Origin of the sequence: Phenylobacterium sp. SCN 70-31 (assembly GCF_001724605.1) — a bacterium.
Taxonomy (GTDB): Bacteria; Pseudomonadota; Alphaproteobacteria; order Caulobacterales; family Caulobacteraceae; genus Phenylobacterium.
Window position 1 is genome coordinate 32190 of the sequence record NZ_MEEX01000037.1, and the last position, 21908, is coordinate 54097.

Sequence of the window (21908 nt, forward strand, 5' to 3'; positions counted from 1 at the left end):
GTGCCTCGGTAGTGGCCCTGATTCACCGGTGCGGTCGAGGGACTCGACGGCCACAGGACAAGCCAGGGCTTCGCAGAGCATCCCGCTCGCCCGGCGGCGCCCACGTCAAGTCCTGCGAAGCCCGGAAGGCGAAGCAGGATGGTGCGGTCGAGAAGACTCGAACTTCCACGGGTTGCCCCACAGCGACCTCAACGCTGCGCGTCTACCAATTCCGCCACGACCGCTCGTGGTGAGGCGCCGTGGTGAGGCGCGGCAGGTAGCAAACCCCGCCCGCTTTGTGAAGCGCCCCTTTCGCCGGCTCGGGAGCCCGCCTCAGACGCCGCCGGCCATGTAGTCGTAGACGTTGGCCTCGCGCGTCACCGCAATGGCGATGCGCTCGTCGTTGATCTGGATTTCGCCGCGCGCCACCGGATGGTTGTTGGCCAGGATCCAGACTTCCTCGTTCACCGTCGTGTCCAGCGGGATGACGGCGCCGCGGCCCATGCGCAGAAGTTGCGCCATCGGCAGGGTGGCCCGGCCCAGCACCACCTGGATTTCGACATTCACCGCCTTGACCTGGCTCACGCCCGAACACCTCTAGCCCTTTGCGCGATACGCGCACGGCCCCACATTGGGCGAACATGCTTGATCGCGCGTTAAACTCTCAGGCTCCGGACACGGCCACGCCAGCGCCCTTCGGTCGCACCGACGGGGCCGCATGCGGCTGGGCCGTCTCGACGGTCCACGTCCCCTATCCGGAGGCCGTCGCCGCGATGGAGGCGCGCGCGGTCGCCATCGCCGAAGGTCGGGCCGGCGAACTGGTGTGGCTTCTCGAGCATCCGCCGCTCTACACCGCCGGCGTCTCGGCCAAGGCGGGCGACCTGCTCGATCCCGGACGCTTCCCCGTGTTCCAGAGCGGTCGCGGCGGCCAGTTCACCTATCATGGGCCGGGTCAGCGCGTGGCCTACGTCATGCTCGACCTGTCGAAGCGGCGGCGCGACGTTCGTGCATTCGTCGCGGCCCTGGAGGCGTGGGTGATCGGCGCGCTCAACACCTTCAACGTCCGAGGCGACGTGCGCGAAGGCCGCGTGGGCGTCTGGGTCGAGCGACGCGCGCCCGGCGTGCCGACCCGAGAGGACAAGATCGCCGCCATCGGCGTGAAGCTGCGCCGCTGGGTCTCGTTCCACGGCGTGTCGCTGAACGTCGAGCCCGACCTGAGCCATTTCGGCGGCATCGTCCCCTGCGGCGTCACCGACCACGGCGTCACCAGCCTCGTCGACCTCGGCCTGCCCGTGACGATGGCCGAGGCCGATACGGCGCTGAAGGCCAGCTTCCAGAGGGTGTTCGGGCCCTTGGAAGACGCGGAAGCGCCAACGTCCGACGTATCCTGAGCCCATTCCCTCTCTCGCGGGAGATCGGGCGCGAACACACGAACGGGTCGTGGAGATCGCTGGCGTCGCGTCCTGAGCGGCCGCGAAGCGGCGCCTCTCGAACTTCAAGGAAACATGGATCGGCACGGATGCCCCCGTGGCCATCAATCCGTGTCGATCCGTGAGAATCCGTGGACGAAACATACCGGACCTCCGCTCATGCGGAGGCCGGTGACGTCCCTAGGCGAATTCGACCAGCACTTCGTCGGCGGCCACGCTGTCGCCGCCCTTCACGTTCACCGCCTTGATGGTCCCATCCCGCTCGGCCCGCAGGATGTTCTGCATCTTCATGGCTTCGAGCACGGCCACGACCTCGCCGGTCTTGACCTCCTGTCCCGCCGCCACGTCGATGGAGACCACCAGGCCCGGCATGGGCGACAGCACCATCTTCGAGGTGTCGGCCGCCTTCTTGGGGGGCAGCTTCTCGTGCAACTCGGCCGAGCGCGGGGTGAGCACCAGGACGTGCAGGGTGCTGGCCCGATGGCGGATGACGAAGCCTTCCGCGGCCGGCTTCACCGAGACCGTGAAGTCCCGGCCGTCCAGGTTGCCCCGGAACAGCGGCTGGCCCGGCCGCCACGCGATATCCTCCAGCCGCAACTTGCGCCCCTCGATGTCGAGCGTCAGTCCGCCGTCGATGGCCTGGACGTTCACCGCCAGGGTCTTCAGCCCGGCCACCACCATCCAGTCGTCGCGAACCCGTCCCGGCGACGCGCGTTCCTGCAGACGCCGATGCATGGCCACCGCCACCGCCGCCATCATGTCGCGCTGTTCGTCCGTCGGCGGCAGGCCCTGGAAGCCGTCGGGGAACTCGTCCTTGATGTAGTTGGTCGAGAGTTTGCCCAACCGGAACCGGGCCTGGTCCATCACGCCGGCCAGGAACGGGATGTTCTGGCCCAGACCTTCGATGTGGAAGTCCTCCAGGGCCCGGCCCATCACGTCGATGGCCGCCTCGCGGGTCTTCCCCCAGGTCGACAGCTTGGAGATCATCGGGTCGTAGAACATCGAGATCTCGTCCCCCTCGCGCACGCCGGCGTCGTTGCGGACGAAGCCGTAGGGCGTCTCGCCCTCCTGAGGCGGCGAGTAGCGGACGAGCCGGCCGATCGAGGGCAGGAAGCCGCGGTACGGGTCCTCGGCGTAGATTCGGCTCTCCATCGCCCAGCCGTTGATCTTCAGGTCCTTCTGGGCGAACGGCAGCTTCTCCCCGGCGGCCGAACGGATCATCTGCTCGACCAGATCCACGCCGGTGATCATCTCGGTGACCGGGTGCTCGACCTGCAGGCGGGTGTTCATCTCGAGGAAGAAGAAGCTGCGATCCTGGCCGGCCACGAACTCCACCGTGCCGGCGCTGTCGTAGCCCACGGCCTTGGAGAGGGCGACGGCCTGCTCGCCCATGGCCTTGCGGGTCTTCTCGTCCAGCAGGGGGCTGGGCGCCTCCTCGATGACCTTCTGGTTGCGGCGCTGGATCGAGCACTCGCGCTCGAACAGGTGGACGACGTTGCCATGCTTGTCGCCCAGCACCTGGATCTCGACGTGGCGCGGGCTCTCGATGAACTTCTCGATGAAGATGCGGTCGTCGCCGAAGCTGGCCTTGGCCTCGGCGCGCACCGCGGGGAATCCCTCCTCCACGTCCTTGCGGTTCCACGCCACCCGGATGCCCTTGCCGCCGCCGCCGGCCGACGCCTTGATCATCACCGGATAGCCGATCTCCTCGGCGATCCTGATGGCGTGGGCGGTGTCGTCGATCTCGCCCACGTGGCCAGGCACGGTCGAGACGCCGGCCTTGGCGGCGAACTTCTTCGACTCGATCTTGTCGCCCATGGCCTCGATGGCCTTGGGATTGGGCCCGATGAAGACGATCCCCTCCTTGGCCAGCCGGCGCGCGAACCCGGCGTTCTCGGACAGGAAGCCGAAGCCGGGATGGACCGCCTCGGCGCCGGTCTGGCGCACCGCGTCCACGATCTTGTCGGCCACCAGATAGCTTTCAGCCGCCGGGGCCCCGCCGATGAAGACGGCCTCGTCGGCCATCTCCACCGCCATCGAATCGGCGTCGGCCTCGGAATAGACGACCACCGTCTTGATCCCCAGCCGACGGCAGGTCTTGATGATCCGGACGGCGATCTCGCCGCGGTTCGCGATCAGGATTTTCGAGAACATTCCAGTCCTTATGCACCCAGCTTCATACCCGCGCGCGGAGCTACGGCCATGAGCGTTCCGGCCAGCAGGCCGAGACCCCCGCCCCCCGGCGTCCCGACGTCCCGGCCTTCTTCGGTCCCTGGGGCGGTCGGGATGATCATGGCGCGTCGACTCCGGTCTTCCGCGGCGGAGGAGGCGACCCTAGATTGGCGTCCATGAGCACGCCAACGGTCTCTCCCTCCGGTTTCTCCCTCTCGCCGCCTGACGCAGAGGAACGCAAGCGCCTGGAAGCGGGGCTGACGCGCGAGGAGGCCGAGGTGTTGCTGCACCATGGCACCGAGGCGCCGTTCTGCGGCGGGCTGCTCGACCAGAAGGACGACGGGGTCTACGGCTGCCGCCTCTGCGGGCTGCCGCTGTTCCGGCACAGGACCAAGTTCGAGAGCGGCACCGGCTGGCCCTCGTTCTGGGCGCCCATCGACGAGACCCATGTGAAGGGCGTGCGCGACACGTCCTGGGGCATGGTGCGGATCGAAACCCGCTGCGCCCGCTGCGACAGTCATCAGGGCCACGTCTTCCCCGACGGTCCCCCGCCCACCGGGCTGCGGTACTGCATCAACTCGGTCTCGCTGGAGTTCACGCCGACAGGCGCGCCCTTGCGCGACCCCCTGGGCCGTGGCGACAACGCCCATTCCCTGCCCGCCGGCTGATGGCCGAGCGCGAGCGCTCCGCGCTCTGGAGCAGCGGAGTTTGGGCGACCCTCGCGGCCGTGGGAATGGTCGCGTGGATCGCCTGGGGGAACCGCATGGAGGACACCGCGCCCGGGCGCGCGCCCTATGACAGCCTCCATGCCGCGGACGACGCCGAGGCGACCAGGCTCGCACGCCTCCTGGAGCAGGCCCACGCGGTCCTGGTCTCCGACGACTTCCGCCGCAACCTGCTGGTCCTGGAGGACCGCTATCCGGTGGTCTACGCCCGCCCGTCCGAACAGGACGCCACCATCGCGCGCGTCGCCGATATCGTGGCCCTGAAGCCGTTCGGCGCCCGCTTCGCACCGGCCCAGGTCGCGGTGGTGAACGACGGCGGCCCCATCCTCGCCGCCGCCGGCGAGGGCGCGGTCACAGGGCGCTATTCGGACATGCTGATCGGCCGCCGGGTGCTGGCCGCCTTCGCCCAACCCGACATCGTGGCGCAGTCGTGCGCCATCAACGTGGCCGCGCACGAGTACGCCCATACCATCGTGCTGACGCCCATGGGCTACGGCCTGGCCTTCACCGACACCCGGGCCGGGGATCGAGGGATCGCCAATCGACGCCACCCCGAATCGCCGGTCGCCAGCTACCTCATCGGCGCGGTGGCCCAATGCACCTGGCTCCAGCAGCAAGGGCGCATCCGATCGGGCGAGGTTCCGGCCTGCATCGACGTCTTCGGCGTCCGCGCCTTCAACTGGGACCGGTGCCCTCAGTTCGGCGGCGGCGCGCCCATCACGCCCCGGGCCGGCCTCGCCCCGCCCGCGCCGCCGCTCTGAAGCCGCGCCTCCGCCAGCGCCATCACCGTCCAGGACCGCGCCGGGTCGTGGCCATCCATCAGCTCCCACGCCGCCGCGAGGCCCGCGTGGGCGTAGGTCCAGCGGAGCAGGCGGTCGGGATCCAACGCGGCGAGGCGCGAGATTTCCGAGAGTCCGCGGTCGAACCGCCCCGGCGTCCGAACACGATCGAAGTCGGGGTTGCGCAGGATGTTGGCGTAGTCATAGGCGCGCTCGCCCGCATAGCCCCACGGGTCGATCGCCAGCCAGCCTCGCGCGGCGAAGTCCAGGACGTTGCCGTGATGGATGTCGCCGTGCAGCAGAACCTGGTCCCGAGGATCGTCCAGCAGGATCCGCGCCACGGCCGCCGGCGCCGCCAGCCGCGGCTCGCCGGAGTCCAGCAACGCCCTGAACAGCCGCGACAGAGGCGGCATGGGCGGAGGGTCCGGGCGCGGACGATGCAACGCCGCCACCACCTCGCACAGGCGAGGAAACGCCGCCGCGTCCGCCGCCTGTCTCAAGTCGCCGTCGCCGCCGGCCCGCAGCATCAGAAGCGCGTCGTCGTCGTGGGCCAGCACGGGCGCCGCGCCCTGCCCCGCCCACCAGGCCATCAGCCGCGCGCCGCGGCGTTCGTCCGCCGACGAGGCCAGCTTGAGCATGGCGGCGACCCCGCCCTGGCGGACGGGCAGAAGGCGGCTTCCCGCATAGGGCGTGACGGCGGGGTCGCCATCGGGCTCCAGGCCCCAGCGGACCAACCAGGGCTGGAAGGCGGACAGCATGACGTCTCCCAGCCTAGGTGGCCGGGAAGCGCCTGTCGCGGCCGCTAGCTCTTCTTCTGCGCCGGCGGGCCGTTGTGACCGTCGGTCACGTCCTTGAGCGTTTCGGACGACGCCATGCCGGCTTCGTCGGCGCTGTAGCCGAAGCCCCGGCCTGATCGGGTGAAGTACGAGCCGCGGTCGATCCGCAGGTTGTTCTGCACATGCTTCACGCCCGAGATGTCCTCGACCAGTCGCTCGGCGCGGTGCTTGGCTTCGCGACTGATCACCGTACCCGACAGCGTCACCTCGCCGCCCGAGACCGAGCAACTGACTTCGCTGGCGTCAAGCCAAGCGTCATCGGTGAGACGCTGGTTCACCTCGTCGCCGATCCGGTCGTCCGAACGCTGATAGCCCTTGGGCCCCAGGCCGCGATGGCCGCGATAGGCGTCATAGCGCCGGCGGTCTTCGTCGAAGTCGGTGGCGTCGCCGAACCAGTTGGAGATCCGCTGCCCCGCGCGACGGAAGAAGTCTCCCGCCTCGCGCGCGCGGTCCTCGAAGTCCCGGCCCTCGTCCGAGTCGCGGTAGCTGCGCGCGGACTCGAAGCTGTCGCCGTACACGGGTCGGCGCATCTCCCGCGACCAACGGCGGTCGGCGTCGGCGGTCCCGAACCGGCGGCCCTCCGGAGCATAGCCGTAGGGGCCCGGCTGTTCGTTGCGCCAGTCGTTGGCGCCGTAGGGATTGGTATGGCTGTCGTGGCGCCGGGCGTCCTGGCCTGTGCGGGCGCGATAGCCGGCGTCGTAGTCTCCCCGGCGCATGGCGGGGGAAACGCCGCGGTAGTCGGCGCGCTGCCAGTCGGGCCGTTCGTCCCGACCGCGGTTATAGCCGACGCCGCTGTCCTGTTCACCGAACACCCGATCCTGTTCGCCGAACCCACGGTCGCCTTCGAAGGAACGACCTTCCGATCGCGACCAGCGCGCGCGGCCGCCGTTATCGGCGTCATAGGCATCGTAGCGATCGTCGTCGCGCCGGTCGCGCTCGGCGCGCCAGTCCCATTCGTCGTGCCAGCGTCCCGCCATGGCGTTCTCCTTTGTTCCGAGTCACAGGCGCGGTCCGCGCCCGCCTGGCTTTCAGAACAAGTCCGCCGCGAAGGGGTTCCCCGAAAGTCCGCCGCCGTCAGAGCGGGATATTGTCGTGCTTCTTCCACGGGTTGGTGAGCTGCTTCCCCTTGAGGTTCTTCAGCGCGTTGACGATCCGCTTCCGCGTGGAGTGCGGCATGATCACATCGTCGATGTAGCCGCGCGAGGCCGCCACGAACGGGTTGGCGAAGCGGGCCTTGTACTCCGCCTCGCGCGCCGCGATCGCCTCGGGGTCGCCGATCTCGCTGCGGAAGATGATCTCCACCGCTCCCTTCGAGCCCATCACCGCGATCTCGGCGGTGGGCCAGGCGTAGTTGATGTCGCCGCGGATGTGCTTGCTGCTCATCACGTCGTAGGCGCCCCCGTAGGCCTTGCGCGTGATGAGGGTGATCTTGGGCACGGTGGCCTCGGCGTAGGCGAACAGCAGCTTAGCGCCGTGGCGGATCAGGCCGCCCTGCTCCTGCTTGGTGCCCGGCATGAAGCCCGGCACGTCCACGAAGGTGACGATCGGAATCTCGAAGGCGTCGCAGAAGCGCACGAAGCGGGCGCCCTTGCGGCTGGAATCGATGTCCAGAACGCCGGCCAGCGTCTGCGGCTGGTTGGCGACGATGCCCACCGGCTGGCCGTCCATGCGGGCGAAGCCGACGACGATGTTCTTGGCGAAGTCGGGGCTGATCTCGAAGAAGTCGGCCTCGTCCACGACCTTCAGGATCAGCTCCTTCATGTCGTAGGGCTTGTTCGGATTGGCCGGGACCAGGGTGTCCAGGCTCATCTCCGCCCGCCCGGGCTCGTCGTAGGCCTCGCGGACCGGCGGCTTCTCGCGGTTGTTGAGCGGCAGGAAGTCGACCAGCCGGCGCACCTGGGTCAGCGCCTCCAAGTCATTCTCGAACGCTCCGTCCGCCACGCCCGACTTCAGCGCATGGACGCGATAGCCGCCCAGGTCCTCGTGGCTGACGTCCTCATGGGTGACGGTCTTCACCACATCGGGACCGGTCACGTACATGTAGGAGGTGTCCTTCACCATGAAGATGAAGTCGGTGATGGCGGGCGAATAGACGTCGCCGCCCGCGCAGGGGCCCATGATCACGCTGATCTGAGGGATGACCCCCGAGGCCAGGGTGTTCTCCAGGAAGATGTCGGCATAGCCGCCCAGGGCCGCCACGCCCTCCTGGATTCGCGCGCCGCCGGCGTCGAACAGCCCGATCACGGGCGCGCCCACCTTCATCGCCTGGCGCTGGACCTTCAGGATCTTCTCGGCGTGGGCCGATGACAGCGAGCCGCCGAACACCGTGAAGTCCTTGGAAAAGACGAACACCACCCGGCCGTTGATGCGGCCCCAGCCGGTGACGACGCCGTCGCCGGGGATGCGCTGCTTGTCCATCCCGAACTCGGCGACGCGGTGCTCGACGAACATGTCGAACTCCTCGAACGAGCCTTCGTCCAGCAGCAGGTCGATCCGCTCGCGCGCGGTCAGCTTGCCCTTGGCGTGCTGGCTGGCGATCCGCTTCTCGCCCCCGCCCAGACGGGCCTCGGCGCGGCGCTTTTCGAGTTCTTCCAGGATATGCTTCACGGACGACCTTCCTTCACGGACGCGCAGCCGTAGAACCGCGCATCCATCGAGGCAAGTTCACGCGGGGGCATCCCCTCCCGGCGCGAGCCGCGCCAGGTCCCGCCTATGCCGACGTCAGGGCGTCGCGGGCCTGGGCCACCAGCTCCAGTGAGCGGATGCGCCGGGTCTGCTCGAAGATCTGGGCGGTCACGATGATCTCGTCCGGGCGATGGCGCTCGATGAAGGCCGCCAGACCCGCGCGCACCGTGTCCGGCCCGCCCACCACCGCCTTCGAAAGCGGCGAACCGGGCTGGAGCGTGGCGCCCGCCAGAAGGCCGTCCGCGTCCTCGCGCGGCGGCGGCAGCGGGCCGGGCTGACCCCGGTGCAGGTTCAGGAACGCCTGCTGTATCGAGGTGAACAGGAACCGAGCCTCGGCGTCCGTCTCGCCCGCAACCACGTTCAGGCCCAGCATCAGGTGCGGCTTCGCGCCTTCGGACGACGGCGTGAACTCCCGGCGGTAGATCTCCACCGCCTCGTCCAGCATCTGGGGCGCGAAGTGCGAGGCGAAGGCGAAGGGCAGCCCCAGCGCCGCCGCGAGCTGGGCGCCGAACAGGCTGGAGCCCAGGATCCACACCGGCACGTTCGAGCCCGCCCCCGGCACGGCGCGGATGGCCTGGTTCGGCTGGGGATCGGCCAGGAAGGCCATCAGTTCCAGCACGTCCTCGGGAAAGCGGTCGACGCCGCCCACCAGCGTCCGGCGCAGCGCGCGGGCGGTGAGCTGGTCCGTGCCCGGCGCGCGGCCCACGCCCAGGTCGATCCGCCCGGGGAAGATGGCCTCGAGCGTCCCGAACTGCTCGGCGATGACCAGGGGCGCGTGGTTGGGCAGCATGACGCCGCCCGCGCCCAGACGGATCGTGGACGTGCCTTCGCCCGCATAGGCCAGGGCGACCGCAGTGGCGGCGCTGGCGATCCCGGTCATGTTGTGGTGCTCGGCCAGCCAGTAGCGCCGGTAGCCCAGCCGCTCGGCCGCATGGGCGAGATCGCGGCTGGCGCGCAGCGACTGGCCGGGACTTCCGCCCTGGACGATGGGGGACAGATCGAGGACGGAGAGCGGGACCATGTCGCCCATTTAGGGGCTCGCGGGCGCTGGCGCGACCCGCCCGAGAGATTTGCGGGACGGACGGCGGCGCTTCCGGGCCGCGCACGGCGTCCACAGCCAATCTAAGGGTCTGAAAAAAGTAGAAGAATTTTGGATTTCATCGGTCTTTCAAGTTGCCAGGCGTCAGCCGGCGTGACCAAGATCGATCATCGGGGTGTGGGCTCTTTGGGAGCGCCGGAGACGGCGTGAGTTGGAGGGTCGAACCTTGAAAAACGTCCTGTTGGCGGCGGCGGCCGCATTGGCGCTGTCCACCGGGGCCCACGCGGCCATCATCCCGGTTCTGGACACCGTTACGCTCGTCGGTTCGGACTACGAGTTCTCGTACAGCGGTACGCTGGCGGGCGATCAGGGCCTGGTCGAGGGCTCCACGCTCGTGATCTTCGACTTCCTCGGCTACGTGGACGGCTCGATAAGCGCCGGAATCTATTCGGGCGATGTCGACGCCTATACCGAGAACACCTCGTTGCTGCTCCCGCCTCCGGGCCAGGACGACGATCCCCTGATCGTCAATCTGGTGTTCCGGTGGACGGGCGCCCCGTTCAATGCGAGCGGCGGTCCGTTCGGCGACGTGTCGTTCGCCGGCCTTACCGCGCGGTCCATCTATTCGGGCGTCGCGATCGACGGCTTCTCGGCGCAGGCGGTGGTCAACAACGGCGCGGCGACGGGCCTGGCGGCGTTCAATTCCGGGGAAGTCGGCGTGCCCGCCGCGCTGGTCCCCGAGCCCGCGAGCTGGGCCATGCTCATCCTGGGCTTCGGCGGCGTGGGCGCCATGATGCGCGCGCGGCGGCGGCTCGCCTTCGCCTGACCGTCAGCCGGCGAGGCTCCGGAACCAGCGGCCCAGCATCTGCGCCTCCGCGCGCAGGCGCTGGGCGCGCTCGGCGGCCTCCTCGTCGACGCCCCATTTCTCTTCCTGGAAGGCCTCGTCCACGCGGGAGAGATCGAACGCTTCGTCCGGCGACAGCCAGCCGCGATGAAGGGCCAGCGCCAGGACGGCCGAACCGAACAGCGGCGTGCCGAAGGCCAGGCCCGCCAGCTCGAAATCGCCCAGGGCCAGAGCCAGACGGCGCACTTCGGCCAGGGTCTCCGGCGGCTGGTCGCGGTGGACGATCCCCGCACATCGCTCGAAACGCAGCCCCGCCTCCGATTCCGCCCGGGCGAGCACCGGCTCCCAGCCGGCCCGCTGGCGCGACACCAGCGCCTCGGGGGCCTCGGCGAAATAGCAGACGAGATCCGAGGCCGCATACTGCGCCACCTGGTCGGCGACCCCTTCGCGGGCTGCCGGGATCGACTCGATCGCCGTGTTGGCGAGCCGCGTGGCGGGCATGGCGGCCATTTCGATCGTCTCGCCCTGGCCTGCCCACTCCTCGGCGACCTGTTCGGCCGCCGCGCGGGTCGGCAGGATCATCCGCATCGCCTTGGGCGTGCGCAGGTTGCGACCGTCCAGCAGCACCTGGAATCCGCCCTCGGCGTCGGCGAGGGTCACCGCCTCATAGAAGCGCCGGGGTTTCTCGGCCGGCTCATGGAAGCCTTTGCGCAGGTCCATGTGTTCCCTTTCGACTGGCGGCGACGGGCGCTCACATGGCGGGGAAACAGGATATCCGCAAGGCGGCGACGTTCCTTGGGCGGATCTAACGCCGTCGGCGGAATGGCTCGGGATCGGCCTCGTGCTCATCGAAGCCGAAACGCTCGAAGCCGGCCTTCAGCTCGGGGCTGATGGGGGCTTCGAGCATCAGGGTCCCGCGCGAAGGATGCGGCAGGACCAGGCGTCGGGCGTGGAGCTGGAGCCGAAGTCCCTCGGACAGACCGACCGAGGTCTCGTCGTGGTATTTCGGATCGCCCAGGATCGGATGGCCCATGGCCAGCATGTGGGCCCGGAGTTGGTGCGTGCGCCCGGTATGCGGCCAGAGCGCCATCCAGGCCGCCTTGGGACCGGCGCGGGCCAAGGTGACGAACTCGGTCTCGGCCGTCTCGGCGCGCTCGTCCCGGGGATCGACGGGGACCATCATCTCGCGGTCGCCCACCCCGCGCTTGGCCAGCGGCAGGTCGAGGACGCCGTCGCCCGGCTTCGGGAAGCCCGCCACGATGGCCCAGTAGGTCTTCTGCGCCCGCCGCCGTGCGAACGCCCCGGCCAGCTTCGCCGCCGCGCCGGGGGTCTTGCCCAGCACCAGCACGCCCGATGTGTCGCGGTCCAGGCGGTGGACCAGCCGGGGCCGCTCCAGCCCCTCGCCCCACGCCGACAACAGACGGTCGACGTGCCTGTTCGTCTTCGTTCCGCCCTGGACCGCCAGGCCCGACGGCTTGTTCAGCGCGAGGACCTCCTCGTCCTCGTAGATCACCAGGCTCCGGGCGAAGGCGACGTCGCGGTCGGGAAGCCGCCCCTTCTCCTGCGGCGGCGGCGCATCGGGCAGCGGGGGCACACGCACCTGGCTTCCGGCCGTGAGCCGCGTGTCGGGCTTGGCGCGGGCGCCGTCCACCCGGATCTGTCCCGATCGGGTCAGCTTCTGGATCTGGATATGGTTCAGGTGCGGCCAGCGACGCTTGAACCACCGGTCCAGGCGCACCCCCTCCTCGCCCTTGTCGACGTAGAGCGTCCGGACCTCCTTCACGCCATCCACCGCCGCATGAGCATCAGGCCCGCGAACAGCGCCGCGACCGACAGGACCACCGACATCAGGCTGTACGCGAAAGCCTGGCCCCACGCCCGCCGCTCGATCATCAGCGCCACCTCGAGCGAGAAGGCCGAGAAGGTGGTGAAGCCGCCCAGCACGCCCACGCCCAGCAGCACCCGCCACTTCTCCTGATCGGCCCCGCCTCGCAGCGCCAGCACCCCCGCCAGCACGCCCATGAGGAACCCGCCGATCACGTTGGCCGCGAACGTGCCATAGGGCCACGCCGAGCCCAGCGTCCGCATCGCCTGAACGCCCAGGAGATAGCGCGCCGTCGCGCCCACCGCCCCACCGCCGGCCACCAGTAGAAGTGTCTGCATGCGGCCATCGTTATGCTCGGCAACGGTTCCTTTGCCAACGTGGGTCAGGCTGCCGTCATGTCGGACGCCCCCGTCGACACGCCGATCACGCGCATCAGCGCCAAGACCGCCTCCACGGTGCTGGAGCGGCTGGCCGGTTCCGACCGCCTGGAGCGGGGCGGTGTGTTCGTGATCAGCGTCGAGGCCATCCGCGAACGTTCGGGCGATCGCTGGGACAAGAAGCGGGACGACGTCTGGGGCTACATGGCCCGGAAGCTGAACGAGTACCTGTCCTACCAGGACATCCACCATCAACTGAGCGACACGGACGTCCTGGTCGCCATGACCACCGAGGACGGGGTCGCCGCCCAGGCCGTGGGCATGCGGGTGCTGGAAGAGGTGCTGGAGTTCTTCCTGGGCTCGGCCGACCGCCGCGACATCCGCATCAGGGCGGTGACCAGGATCGACGGCGACTACCTGAGCTGCGCCGACGTCGACCCCGAGGCGATCGCCGCAGCCCGGTCCAGCGCCACCCCGGCCGAGCCCGCGCCGGCCTTCTCGCCCTACCGGAGTCGCGTCAGCGCCGAGCGCGAGCGCGAGCGGAACCCCGTGTCGTTCGTGGCCTTCAACGGCCAGGCGATCCAGATCGACTTCGCGCTGGAGCACGTGGTGAGCCTGCGCCACGGCGTCACCGCGGTGCTCCGGATCGAACCGACCGTCACCTTCCGCGACACCGGCGAGGTGATTCCGGTCCGCAAGTTCGGCCGGCTGGCCGACGAGGACATGCTGGCCATCGACCGCGCCACCCTGGCCTTCGGCGGGCTGTTCCTGCCCGAGGACGCGCGCAAGCAGCCGCCCGTCATCCTGCCCGTCTCGTTCCGGACGATGGGCGGGCGCAAGGGCCGCCACCTCCTGCTCAATGTGCCGGGCGCATCGAACGAGAAGGTGCGTCAGGGCGCGATGCTGGAGTTCATCGACGTGGAGCGGGGCACGCCCTCGGGCCGCCTGGTCGAGGTGGTCAGTCTGGTGGGCGGGATCACCCGGGGCGTCCTGGCGCGCCTCCAGCCGAACCGAGAGGCTCTGGGACCCGTGAGCGGCGCCCGCTTCAACGGCCTCGTCGCCGACTTCGCCGACCTGGGTCTGCCAGACGCCCGGCTGGAAACCTTCATGCGGTCGATGGCGCACCAGATGCGGGGCAAGGCGCCGGCCCTGATCGCCCAGGGCCTGGCCGAACGAATCCACTTCGAGATGGCCGACGACGCGGGATTCACCCACGCCGCCATTCGCGCCGCACCCGGTGACGTCACTCGGCGCGACGTAGCCTGACGGAAATCGCTAGACGCGCGCGCCCAGCGTGCCTCGCAGCGCGCGGGCGTCGTAGACGTCGGCGTCGCGCGGCGGCGCGCCGCGGCCCATGACGACCTCGACGGTCGACGCGACAGCCGGGCCGCCGCCCAGGTTGAAGCTGGTGCCGACGCCCACGCCGACGCCGCTGCGCCAGCCGTAGTTTCCACCGCCCACGCCGACCCCGACCCGCGGGCTGTTGTCTGGACGGCCCTCCATGAAGCGGTCCGAGACACGGAACCAGTCGTAGCCCTCGGCGATGGCCAGGTCGGCGGCCCGCAGCAGGGCGTAGTCCTGCACCTGGGCCGGGGGCGCGCCGGGACCGCCCTGGAACGTGACGCGGTAGCGGCCGGGTTCGATGCGGTATTCGCGATAGCCCACCGCGCCGGGCCCGGCGGCCGGCTGGTAGAGCGTCGGCGCCGTGGCGCAGGCGGCGAGACTCAGCGCCGCGACGAGAACGAGGATGGGGCGAAGCATGTGGCGATCCGAAGCGTGGCAGGCGTCCCTCGTCGCCCTTCTAGACCGAAACGGAGCATCTGGCGCGGCCGTTCCACGCCACGGCCCCGGACGCGGAGTTCAGGCCAGTCCGAGGGCCGTCGCCAGGGCCGTCATGTCCGCCGGAGGGGGCGCCTCCAGCCGCCTGCGCCCGCCGGCCGGGTGTGGAAACTCCAGCGCGGCCGCGTGCAGCATCAGGCGGGGAACCGGGTGTCCGTCGACCACCAGCGCGCCCCCGTAGCGCGCATCGCCGGCGATCGGCCGGCCGATGGACGCCAGGTGGACCCGGAGCTGGTGCATCCGCCCCGTCTCGGGCGACAACTCCAGCAGGGCCGCGCCTTCGCCTGCCGCGCGGGCGCGATAGCGCGAGACCGCGGTCTCGGCGTCGGGATGGCCGGCGTCGCAGGGGCGCATGAAGGCCTCGCGACCCTGCTCGTCGCGGCGCAGCGGCTGGTCGATGACCCCGGACCTCGGCTCGGGCGCCCCAGGCGTCACGATGGCGAGATAGTGCTTGGCCACCTTGCGCGCCATCAGCGCCTTGCCGAGAAAGCCGGCCGCGGGCTTGGTCTTCGCGGTCAGGATGACGCCCGAGGTGTCGCGATCCAGCCTGTGGATGAGGCGTGGCCGCGCCTTGCCCGGTCTGGCGAACGCCCACAGCAGCTCGTCCAGGGTGTGGACCTGGCCCCGCCCGCCCTGGCTGGAGAGGCCCGGCGGCTTGTTCAGGGCCAGGATCTCGGAGTCCTCGTACAGCACCAGGCCGCGGACGAAGGCGATCTCCTCCGGACTCAGGGCGACGGGCTTGGGGACGACAGGCTTGGGATGGGGCTTCACCCGCCGGGCTTAGCGGAGAACACCCCGCGCCGTCATCCGCCGTGCGTAGAGGGCGAAGAGGATCAGGCTCACGCCCACCATCACATTGATCGCCGCCCCCGACGGCCCCATCACCTCGCCGCCAGTCGAGAGGAGGTGCGTGTAGATCATCGAGCCGACGAAGCCGGCGATCGAGAGCAAGAAGGCGTGGAACGCCCATTTCGAGCGCAGAAGGAGGAGCAGCGACCCGGCCAGGGCGGCCCAGACACCGATAGCCCAGGCGGCGGTCATCCAGGCCGGCCCGCCGGTGGTGAAGGCGATCTGCGCCTCGGTCATGCCGGCGCTGCGCAGAAAGGCTTCGCCCTGGAGATGGGTCAGCAGATAGCCGAACGCCCCGTAGCCGTTCCACAGCACCGCCACCGCCCCCACAAGCCACAGATGCCAGGGGGCCGCCTCGCGCGGCTTATCCATGGACTCGGTCATGTCTGATCCTCCCGGCTCGCGGCGAGGCTAGGCCCGACGCGAAGGGAAAACAATGTTCTCCCGGAAAGCGCCGTCAGTTCCGTCCTGCAACCGCGAGCGCGGGATCACAGCGTCGCCGTCCACGCTCGTCCGCGTTTTCCGGGGTTCCTCGGAATTCGAGAGGCGCCGCTTCGCGTCTCGCCCCGCCGGCGCCTCCGCCCTAACCGCCCCTTTCGCGCCGAAGCGCCGCCCAGCGGTCGAGGCGTTCCTTGACGCGGGCCTCGGCGCCCTCGCCGCGGGGCTCGTAGAAGCGGCGGCGCGGCATGCCGTCGGGGAAGTAGTTCTGGCCCGAGAAACCCTCGGCCGTGTCGTGGTCGTAGGCGTAGCCCTTGCCGTAACCCAGGTCCTTCATCAGCCGGGTCGGCGCGTTGCGGATGTGGGCCGGCGGCATCAGCGAACCGGTATCCTTCGCCGCCTTCATGGCCGCGCCGAAGGCCTTGTAGACCGCGTTCGACTTGGGCGCGGCCGCGAGGTGGACGACCACCTGGGCCAGGGCGATCTCGCCCTCGGGACTGCCGAGGAAGTCGTAGGTCTCCTTGGCGGCGTTGGCGAGCACCAGCGACATCGGATCGGCCGCGCCGATGTCCTCGGCCGCCGCGCGGACCAGGCGACGCGCGATGAACAGCGGGTCCTCGCCACCCGCCAGCATCCGCGCCAGCCAGTACAGCGCCGCGTCAGGATCGGAGCCGCGGATCGACTTATGCAGCGCCGAGATGAGGTTGTAGTGCTCCTCCCGGTCCTTGTCGTAGGCAGGGCTGCGCTTCTGGAGGATCTGGCCCAGTTCGGCGATGGTGAGCGGCTTTGCCGAGGCGATGTTGAACAGGGTTTCGGCCAGGGTCAGCAGGTAGCGGCCGTCCCCATCGGCCATGTTGACCAGCGCCTGCCGCGCATCGGCCTCCAGGGGCAGCGGACGGTCCTCCTGCACCTCGGCCTTGGCCAGCAGGCCGTCCAGCGCCGCATCGTCCAGGCGCTTGAGCACATAGACCTGACAGCGCGATAGCAGCGCGCCGTTCAACTCGAACGAGGGGTTCTCGGTGGTCGCGCCCACGAGGGTGACGATCCCCTCCTCCACGAACGGCAGGAAACCGTCCTGCTGGGCGCGGTTGAAGCGGTGGATCTCGTCCACGAACAGCAGGGTGGCCTGGCCCGCCAACCGCCGCGTCCGCGCCTGTTCGAACGCCTTCTTGAGGTCGGCGACACCCGAGAAGACCGCCGAGAGTTGCTGGAACTCGTAGCCCGCCGCCTTGGCCAGCAGGCGGGCGATGGTTGTCTTGCCGGTGCCGGGCGGCCCCCACAGGATCATGGACGACAGCCGGCGCGCGGCGGCCATGCGTCCGATCGGACCCTCGGCGCCCAGCAGGTGGTCCTGGCCCACCACTTCGTCCAGCGATTGCGGGCGCAGCCGGTCGGCCAGCGGCGCGGGCTGCGCCGGCGTCAGTCCCGCGGCTTCGAAGAGGTCGGCCATGCCCAGGGGTGTAGCACGCCCCGCGGCGGCGTCGACGCCGCCGTCGACACCATCAGCGCGCGCCCGGCAGGGTGTAGTGAACCGTCGCGCCCGGCCCCAGCGGCAGGTCGAAGAACACCCAGGCCACCGTCATGAGCACGCCCGCGCCCATGAACGCCAGCGCATAGGGCAGCATCATCGCCAGCAGCGAGCCCACGCCGATGCTCGTATCCCAGCGGCGGCAGAACGCCAGGACCAGCGGGAAGTACGACATCAGGGGCGTCATGATGTTGGTGTAGCTGTCGCCCATCCGGTAGGCCGCCGTGGTCATCTCGGGCGAGATGCCCAGCAGCATGAACATCGGCACCACCACCGGCGCCAATGCGCTCCACTTGGCCGAGGCCGAGCCGATGAACAGGTCCAGCACCGACGAGAAGGCCAGCACGCTGACGAGCAGGAACGGCGCCGGCAGGCTGAGCGCCTGGAGCAGTTCCGCGCCCTGGATCGCCGCGATGGGCCCGAGACGCGACCAGTTGAACATCGCCACGAAGTGCGCCGCGAAGAAGACGAAGGTGATGTAGGGCGCCATCATCCGCACCCCGTCGATCATCTTCTCCAGCACGTCGGACGCGCCCTTGACGGCCCCCGTGCCGATCCCGAAGGCGATGCCGCCCAGCAGGAACAGCAGCATGAAGCCGGCGATGAGCGCGCTGTAGAACGGTTGCAGCCGGGACGGTCCTTCGCGGCTCTCGTCGATCAGCGGCGTATAGCCCGGCCATAGCGAAAGCGCGGCGAACAGCGCCACCACCAGCAGTGCGGCCAGCCCCGCGAGCTTGAGCCCGCGCCATTCGGCCGGAGTCAGCGCCGACTTGGCCAGGTCGGCCTTCAGCTCGTCGTCGGCCTCGCCGCCCCACGGCCCCAGCCGCGGCTCGATGATCCGGTCGGTCACGAACCAGACGATGGGTGTGAAGACGACGACGATGGCCAGGATGAACCACCAGTTGCCCAGCGGGTTCATGGTCCAGGCCGGGTCGATGATGCGCGCCGCCTCCTGGGTGAAGCCGAACAGCAGCACGTCGAGCTGGCCGGGCGTGACGTTGCCGGCGAACCCGCCCGACACCGCCGCAAAGGCCGCGGCCAGGCCCGCCAGAGGATGGCGGCCCACGGCGGCGTACAGCAACGCCGCCAGCGGAATGAAGACCACATAGGCCGCGTCGGACGCATGGTGCGAAACCATGCCGATGATCGCCACCACCGGCGTCAGGATCACCTTCGGCGCATTGCGCAGGCTGGCCCGTATCAGCGCGCTCAGGAGCCCGACACGCTCGGCCACGGCCGCACCGAAGATGATGACGAGGACCTGGCCCAGGGGCGCGAAGCCGGTGAGCGTACGCCCCATCTCGGTCAGGAGCCTGCCGATGTTCTCCTCCGAGAACAGCGACGTGGCCTTGAAGGTCAGGACGCCGTTCTCCAGCGTGCCGTACTGCGGAGCCTCGGCGCCGGCGTAGGTGAGCGAGGCCGACCAGCCGAGGGACGCGCCGATCGCCGACAGCACCATCAGCGCCGCGATCAGCCAGACGAAGATCATGATGGGGTCGGGCAGCAGATTGCCCAGCCGCTCGACTGCGCCCAGGAACCCGCGTGTCCGCGGCGGTCCGCCGCCCGTCACTTCGTCGCTCAAGCTCGAACACTCCCCCGGAGACCGCGGCCGGTAGGCGGCCGGGACTCGGCCGCGTCCAAAGCGACGCCCCCTACCATAACGCGTCGGATCAGCCCGAGAAGGTGGCCGTGACGATCCGCCCGTCGCGCTCGATGGCCAGGCGCCATGTGCGCGCGGGCTGGCCGACCGCCGCCGCCAGATCGCGCACCGAGGCGATCTTCGCGCCGTTGACCTCGCGGATGATGTCGCCGCGGCGCAGGCCGATGTTCATGGCGACGCCCCGTTCCACGCGGGCCACCAGGACGCCCTGGCCCACGAACGGGTCCAGGCCCAGTTCATCGGCCACCGCCGGCGACAGGTTCGCCACCGTGGCCCCGTCGAACGGATGGCGGCCCGCCAGGGTGCGCTCGTCGCGCGCCGGGGTCGCCGGCGGCGGATCGGCGCGCAGGGTCAGCTGCTGGTCGCGGCCGTCGGCGCGGCGGATGGTGAGCGGGATGGTCTCGCCCGGCCGGGCGTTGCGCACCACATAGTTGAGGCCGGACGCGTCGACGATGGGCCGCCCCTCGGCCTGCAGCACCACATCGCCGGTCCTGAGCCCCGCGCGGGCCGCGGGGCCGCCCGGATAGATGTCGGCGATCAGGGCGCCCTGAGGCGTCGGCAGGTCGAGGCTGCGGGCCAGGTCGGCGTTGACGCTCTGGGTCCGCGCGCCCAGCCAGGGCCGGACGACCGCGCGACCACCGCCCACGGCGGTCTCGACCACCCGTCGCACCACCTCGGCCGGCACGGCGAAGCCCACGCCCGACGAGGTGCCCGAGCGCGAGAGGATGAAGCTGTTCACGCCGATCAGGTCGCCGTCCATGTCGACCAGGGCGCCGCCGGAATTGCCGGGATTGATGGCCGCATCGGTCTGGACATAGGCGGCGCCGGCCTCTCCGGTCGGGTCGGTGGCGCGGTTGAGGGCCGAGACGATGCCGTTGGTCACGGTCTGGCCCACCCCGAACGGGTTGCCGATGGCCAGCACCAGGTCGCCGACCTGGGTGTCGCCGGAATCGTCGATGGCGAGCACGGGCAGGCGCTCGCCCGGCGGCAACTCGACCTTCAGCACGGCCAGGTCGGTCCGCGGATCGGCCAGCAGGATGCGGGCCGGGAACTCGCGCCGGTCGTTGAGGCCGATGGTGATCTCCTGGCCGTTCTCGACCACGTGGTTGTTGGTCACCACGATCCCGTCCTCGCGCACGATCACGCCCGAGCCCAGCGAGGCGGCCAGCCGGGCCTGGGGCACGCCCAGTCCGAAGAGGGACCAGAACGGATCGGTCTGCTGGCGCACCAGCCGGCGCGCGGAGATGTTGACCACCGCGGGCGCCGCCCGCTGCACCACGGGCGCGAACGACACCTTCATCGTCGCGGCGTTGGCGGGCGGCGCGCGGTTCGCCGCGGGCAGGTTCGCCCCGGACGAACTTGTTCCAGGTGAATTGGACTGGGCCTGGCCATCACGGGGCGAGCAGGCGCCCAGCAGCAGGACCAGGGCGAGGACGGGAACGCGGGACGCGCGCATGGAGTCTCCAGGCAGAAGAAGTCGGCGGAACGCTACGCCCCTTTTCGGCGCAATCATGGCGAAGCCCGACGCCGGCGCATCAAGGCCTGTGCGGGTGAGGCCCACTCGGTATCAGGTCGCCCGGGACGAGGCCACGCGGGATCGGGGTCCCGAAGTCAGGCGCCCGGTTCGCGGGGCGGCGGCCGCGCCGCCCCCAGGATGAGCAGGAGCGCCAGGCCCATCATCGCCGCCGCCAGATAGATCGCGAGGCCCGGCAGGTGGAATCCCTCGTGGCGGATCGACCAGGCGAACGCCTCCCCGAAGATCACGGGGCCGAAGATGGACGAAAGTCCCATGAGCGCCTGGTTGGCGCCCTGAAGCTGGCCCTGCTCGCTGGGTTCGACCTTGCGGGTCATCAGGCCCTGGAGCCCGGGCATCATCAGACTGGTGAAGGCGAAGACGGGCACGGCCAACAGATAGAGCGCTCCGGTGGGCGCCCAGGCGTACCAGGCGAAACCCACGCACCCCGCGGCCGCCCCCAGGATGACTGCGGTCTTCTCCCCGAACCGCTTCACGATCGGCCCCACCAGAAAGACCTGCACCACCACGCCCGAGACACCCGTCGCCAGGAACGTCCAGCCGAGAACCGCGAGGCCCCAGTCGTAGCGGTAGCCCATGTAGAGCACGAAGATCGTCGGCAGGACCACGTGGGCGAGCTGGAACAGGAAGCCGACGCTGGCCAGCCGCAGCAGGCCGGGCCGCGAGCGCAGCAGGACCAGGGAGCCCACCGGATTGGCCTTCTTCCAGTCGAAGGCTTTCGTCCTCCGTTCCGGCGCCAGGCTCTCGGGCAGGACGAAGAGTCCATACAGCCAGTTGACGAAGGTCAGGCCGGCCGCCGCCACGAACGGCAGGCGCAGATCGATCTCACCCAGTTGTCCGCCGATGAACGGGCCGAAGATGAAGCCGAAGCTGAAGGCCGACCCCATCCAGCCGAACACCTTCGCGCGCTGATCCGGCGCGGTGACGTCGGCCAGATAGGCGTTGGCGGTCGAGAAGCTGGCCGCCGTCATGCCGTTGAGGATCCGGCCCAGGTAGAGCCACCATAGTCCCGGGGCCAGCGCCATGAAGACGAAATCGACGGCCAGCCCGAACAGCGAGATCAGAAGCACGGGCCGGCGGCCGAAGCGGTCGGACATCAGGCCCAGGATCGGTCCGCAGACGAACTGCAACAGGCCCCATGTGGAGGCGAAGACCAGGTTCCACTCCGAGGCGGCGGCCGTGTCGCCGCCCGTGAATTCCTTGATGAGGTTGGGCAGCACCGGGATCATGATCCCGAACGAGACCGAGTTCATCAGCGCCAGGGCGAAGATGAAGCCGAAACTGGCCTTTCTGGCCGTGGCGGACGGCCCGCCGGACGCCGGACTGGTCACGCTGTCCCCTCCTCCACGCGCCGTTCGGCGTCGTTTTC

General features: G+C 69.9%; 21 protein-coding genes and 1 tRNA gene. 5 read left to right on the forward strand and 17 right to left on the reverse strand.

The features are described 5' to 3' along the window. Positions 1-139: 139 nt before the first annotated feature. Both ABS78_RS20905 and ABS78_RS20910 read right to left on the reverse strand, forming a co-directional pair. Positions 140-224 (reverse strand) — tRNA-Leu (locus tag ABS78_RS20905). 88 nt (positions 225-312) lie between these two features. Then, positions 313-564: a FliM/FliN family flagellar motor switch protein gene (locus ABS78_RS20910; RefSeq protein WP_293384075.1), complete on the reverse strand. Its 252-nt coding sequence runs from the start codon at positions 562-564 to the stop codon at positions 313-315. Between the two features lie 56 nt (positions 565-620). Here ABS78_RS20910 and lipB point away from each other — a divergent pair, with 56 nt between their 5' ends. Then, a complete protein-coding gene (lipB, locus tag ABS78_RS20915; RefSeq protein ID WP_293384078.1) occupies positions 621-1370 on the forward strand; it encodes a lipoyl(octanoyl) transferase LipB in 750 nt (249 codons plus the stop codon). 219 nt (positions 1371-1589) lie between these two features. Here lipB and ABS78_RS20920 read toward each other — a convergent pair whose 3' ends face one another. Further along, positions 1590-3563, reverse strand: coding sequence for an acetyl/propionyl/methylcrotonyl-CoA carboxylase subunit alpha (locus tag ABS78_RS20920; protein ID WP_293384081.1), 1974 nt, complete (start codon positions 3561-3563; stop codon positions 1590-1592). 194 nt (positions 3564-3757) lie between these two features. Here ABS78_RS20920 and msrB point away from each other — a divergent pair, with 194 nt between their 5' ends. Next, positions 3758-4249, forward strand: coding sequence for a peptide-methionine (R)-S-oxide reductase MsrB (msrB, locus tag ABS78_RS20925; RefSeq protein WP_293384084.1), 492 nt, complete (start codon positions 3758-3760; stop codon positions 4247-4249). A 95-nt stretch (positions 4250-4344) separates the two neighbouring features. Beyond that, positions 4345-5067, forward strand: coding sequence for a hypothetical protein (locus ABS78_RS20930; protein WP_293384088.1), 723 nt, complete (start codon positions 4345-4347; stop codon positions 5065-5067). Here ABS78_RS20930 and ABS78_RS20935 read toward each other — a convergent pair. From ABS78_RS20935 to ABS78_RS20950, 4 genes are all read right to left on the reverse strand, one after another. Further along, complete coding sequence (locus ABS78_RS20935; protein WP_293384091.1) at positions 5001-5843, reverse strand: aminoglycoside phosphotransferase family protein; 843 nt, start codon at positions 5841-5843, stop codon at positions 5001-5003. The two genes, ABS78_RS20930 and ABS78_RS20935, sit on opposite strands and share 67 nt — an antisense overlap. 44 nt (positions 5844-5887) lie before the next feature. Then, positions 5888-6898: a BON domain-containing protein gene (locus ABS78_RS20940; RefSeq protein WP_293384094.1), complete on the reverse strand. Its 1011-nt coding sequence runs from the start codon at positions 6896-6898 to the stop codon at positions 5888-5890. A gap of 97 nt (positions 6899-6995) precedes the next feature. After that, complete coding sequence (locus tag ABS78_RS20945; RefSeq protein ID WP_293384097.1) at positions 6996-8528, reverse strand: acyl-CoA carboxylase subunit beta; 1533 nt, start codon at positions 8526-8528, stop codon at positions 6996-6998. A 103-nt stretch (positions 8529-8631) separates the two neighbouring features. Further along, complete coding sequence (locus ABS78_RS20950; RefSeq protein ID WP_293384231.1) at positions 8632-9627, reverse strand: LLM class flavin-dependent oxidoreductase; 996 nt, start codon at positions 9625-9627, stop codon at positions 8632-8634. 244 nt (positions 9628-9871) lie between these two features. Here ABS78_RS20950 and ABS78_RS20955 point away from each other — a divergent pair, with 244 nt between their 5' ends. After that, complete coding sequence (locus tag ABS78_RS20955) at positions 9872-10471, forward strand: PEPxxWA-CTERM sorting domain-containing protein (RefSeq protein ID WP_293384100.1); 600 nt, start codon at positions 9872-9874, stop codon at positions 10469-10471. A gap of 3 nt (positions 10472-10474) precedes the next feature. Here the strand turns inward: ABS78_RS20955 and ABS78_RS20960 are convergent, their stop codons facing one another. The 3 genes from ABS78_RS20960 to crcB form a co-directional block, all read right to left on the reverse strand. After that, complete coding sequence (locus ABS78_RS20960; protein ID WP_293384103.1) at positions 10475-11209, reverse strand: ATP12 family protein; 735 nt, start codon at positions 11207-11209, stop codon at positions 10475-10477. Between the two features lie 85 nt (positions 11210-11294). Next, complete coding sequence (locus ABS78_RS20965; protein WP_293384106.1) at positions 11295-12272, reverse strand: RluA family pseudouridine synthase; 978 nt, start codon at positions 12270-12272, stop codon at positions 11295-11297. Continuing rightward, positions 12269-12652 carry a fluoride efflux transporter CrcB gene (gene crcB, locus ABS78_RS20970; RefSeq protein WP_293384109.1) on the reverse strand — a complete coding sequence of 128 codons (384 nt, stop codon included), beginning with the start codon at positions 12650-12652 and terminating at the stop codon, positions 12269-12271. Before crcB ends, ABS78_RS20965 begins: the two co-directional genes overlap by 4 nt. 57 nt (positions 12653-12709) lie before the next feature. Between crcB and ABS78_RS20975 the strand changes: the two genes are divergently transcribed. Beyond that, on the forward strand, positions 12710-13957 hold the full coding sequence (locus ABS78_RS20975) for a hypothetical protein (protein ID WP_293384112.1): 1248 nt from the start codon (positions 12710-12712) through the stop codon (positions 13955-13957). A 9-nt stretch (positions 13958-13966) separates the two neighbouring features. Here ABS78_RS20975 and ABS78_RS20980 read toward each other — a convergent pair whose 3' ends face one another. From ABS78_RS20980 to ABS78_RS21010, 7 genes are all read right to left on the reverse strand, one after another. Then, positions 13967-14452, reverse strand: a complete 486-nt coding sequence (locus ABS78_RS20980; RefSeq protein WP_293384115.1) for a hypothetical protein — start codon at positions 14450-14452, stop codon at positions 13967-13969. 99 nt (positions 14453-14551) lie between these two features. Continuing rightward, on the reverse strand, positions 14552-15301 hold the full coding sequence (locus ABS78_RS20985) for an RluA family pseudouridine synthase (protein ID WP_293384118.1): 750 nt from the start codon (positions 15299-15301) through the stop codon (positions 14552-14554). 9 nt (positions 15302-15310) lie between these two features. Further along, entirely contained in the window at positions 15311-15763 is a 453-nt protein-coding gene (locus ABS78_RS20990; RefSeq protein ID WP_293384121.1) for a hypothetical protein, read from the reverse strand. Positions 15764-15962: 199 nt separating this feature from the next. Then, positions 15963-17267: a replication-associated recombination protein A gene (locus tag ABS78_RS20995; protein WP_293384124.1), complete on the reverse strand. Its 1305-nt coding sequence runs from the start codon at positions 17265-17267 to the stop codon at positions 15963-15965. A 52-nt stretch (positions 17268-17319) separates the two neighbouring features. Continuing rightward, entirely contained in the window at positions 17320-18927 is a 1608-nt protein-coding gene (locus tag ABS78_RS21000) for an AbgT family transporter (protein WP_293384127.1), read from the reverse strand. 88 nt (positions 18928-19015) lie between these two features. Next, a complete protein-coding gene (locus ABS78_RS21005; protein ID WP_293384130.1) occupies positions 19016-20461 on the reverse strand; it encodes a Do family serine endopeptidase in 1446 nt (481 codons plus the stop codon). 155 nt (positions 20462-20616) lie between these two features. Next, a complete protein-coding gene (locus ABS78_RS21010) occupies positions 20617-21870 on the reverse strand; it encodes a TCR/Tet family MFS transporter (RefSeq protein WP_293384134.1) in 1254 nt (417 codons plus the stop codon). Positions 21871-21908 lie beyond the last annotated feature (38 nt).

Coding starts and splice junctions, on each gene's coding strand:
- ABS78_RS20935 (WP_293384091.1), bottom strand. CDS start 5,843: ATGCTGTCCGCCTTCCAGCCCTGGTTGGTCCGCTGGGGCCTGGAGCCC.
- ABS78_RS20995 (WP_293384124.1), bottom strand. CDS start 17,267: ATGGCCGACCTCTTCGAAGCCGCGGGACTGACGCCGGCGCAGCCCGCG.
- lipB (WP_293384078.1), top strand. CDS start 621: ATGCTTGATCGCGCGTTAAACTCTCAGGCTCCGGACACGGCCACGCCA.
- ABS78_RS20990 (WP_293384121.1), bottom strand. CDS start 15,763: ATGACCGAGTCCATGGATAAGCCGCGCGAGGCGGCCCCCTGGCATCTG.
- crcB (WP_293384109.1), bottom strand. CDS start 12,652: ATGCAGACACTTCTACTGGTGGCCGGCGGTGGGGCGGTGGGCGCGACG.
- ABS78_RS20930 (WP_293384088.1), top strand. CDS start 4,345: ATGGAGGACACCGCGCCCGGGCGCGCGCCCTATGACAGCCTCCATGCC.
- ABS78_RS20950 (WP_293384231.1), bottom strand. CDS start 9,627: ATGGTCCCGCTCTCCGTCCTCGATCTGTCCCCCATCGTCCAGGGCGGA.
- ABS78_RS20975 (WP_293384112.1), top strand. CDS start 12,710: ATGTCGGACGCCCCCGTCGACACGCCGATCACGCGCATCAGCGCCAAG.
- ABS78_RS21005 (WP_293384130.1), bottom strand. CDS start 20,461: ATGCGCGCGTCCCGCGTTCCCGTCCTCGCCCTGGTCCTGCTGCTGGGC.
- ABS78_RS20940 (WP_293384094.1), bottom strand. CDS start 6,898: ATGGCGGGACGCTGGCACGACGAATGGGACTGGCGCGCCGAGCGCGAC.
- ABS78_RS20920 (WP_293384081.1), bottom strand. CDS start 3,563: ATGTTCTCGAAAATCCTGATCGCGAACCGCGGCGAGATCGCCGTCCGG.
- ABS78_RS20980 (WP_293384115.1), bottom strand. CDS start 14,452: ATGCTTCGCCCCATCCTCGTTCTCGTCGCGGCGCTGAGTCTCGCCGCC.
- ABS78_RS20960 (WP_293384103.1), bottom strand. CDS start 11,209: ATGGACCTGCGCAAAGGCTTCCATGAGCCGGCCGAGAAACCCCGGCGC.
- msrB (WP_293384084.1), top strand. CDS start 3,758: ATGAGCACGCCAACGGTCTCTCCCTCCGGTTTCTCCCTCTCGCCGCCT.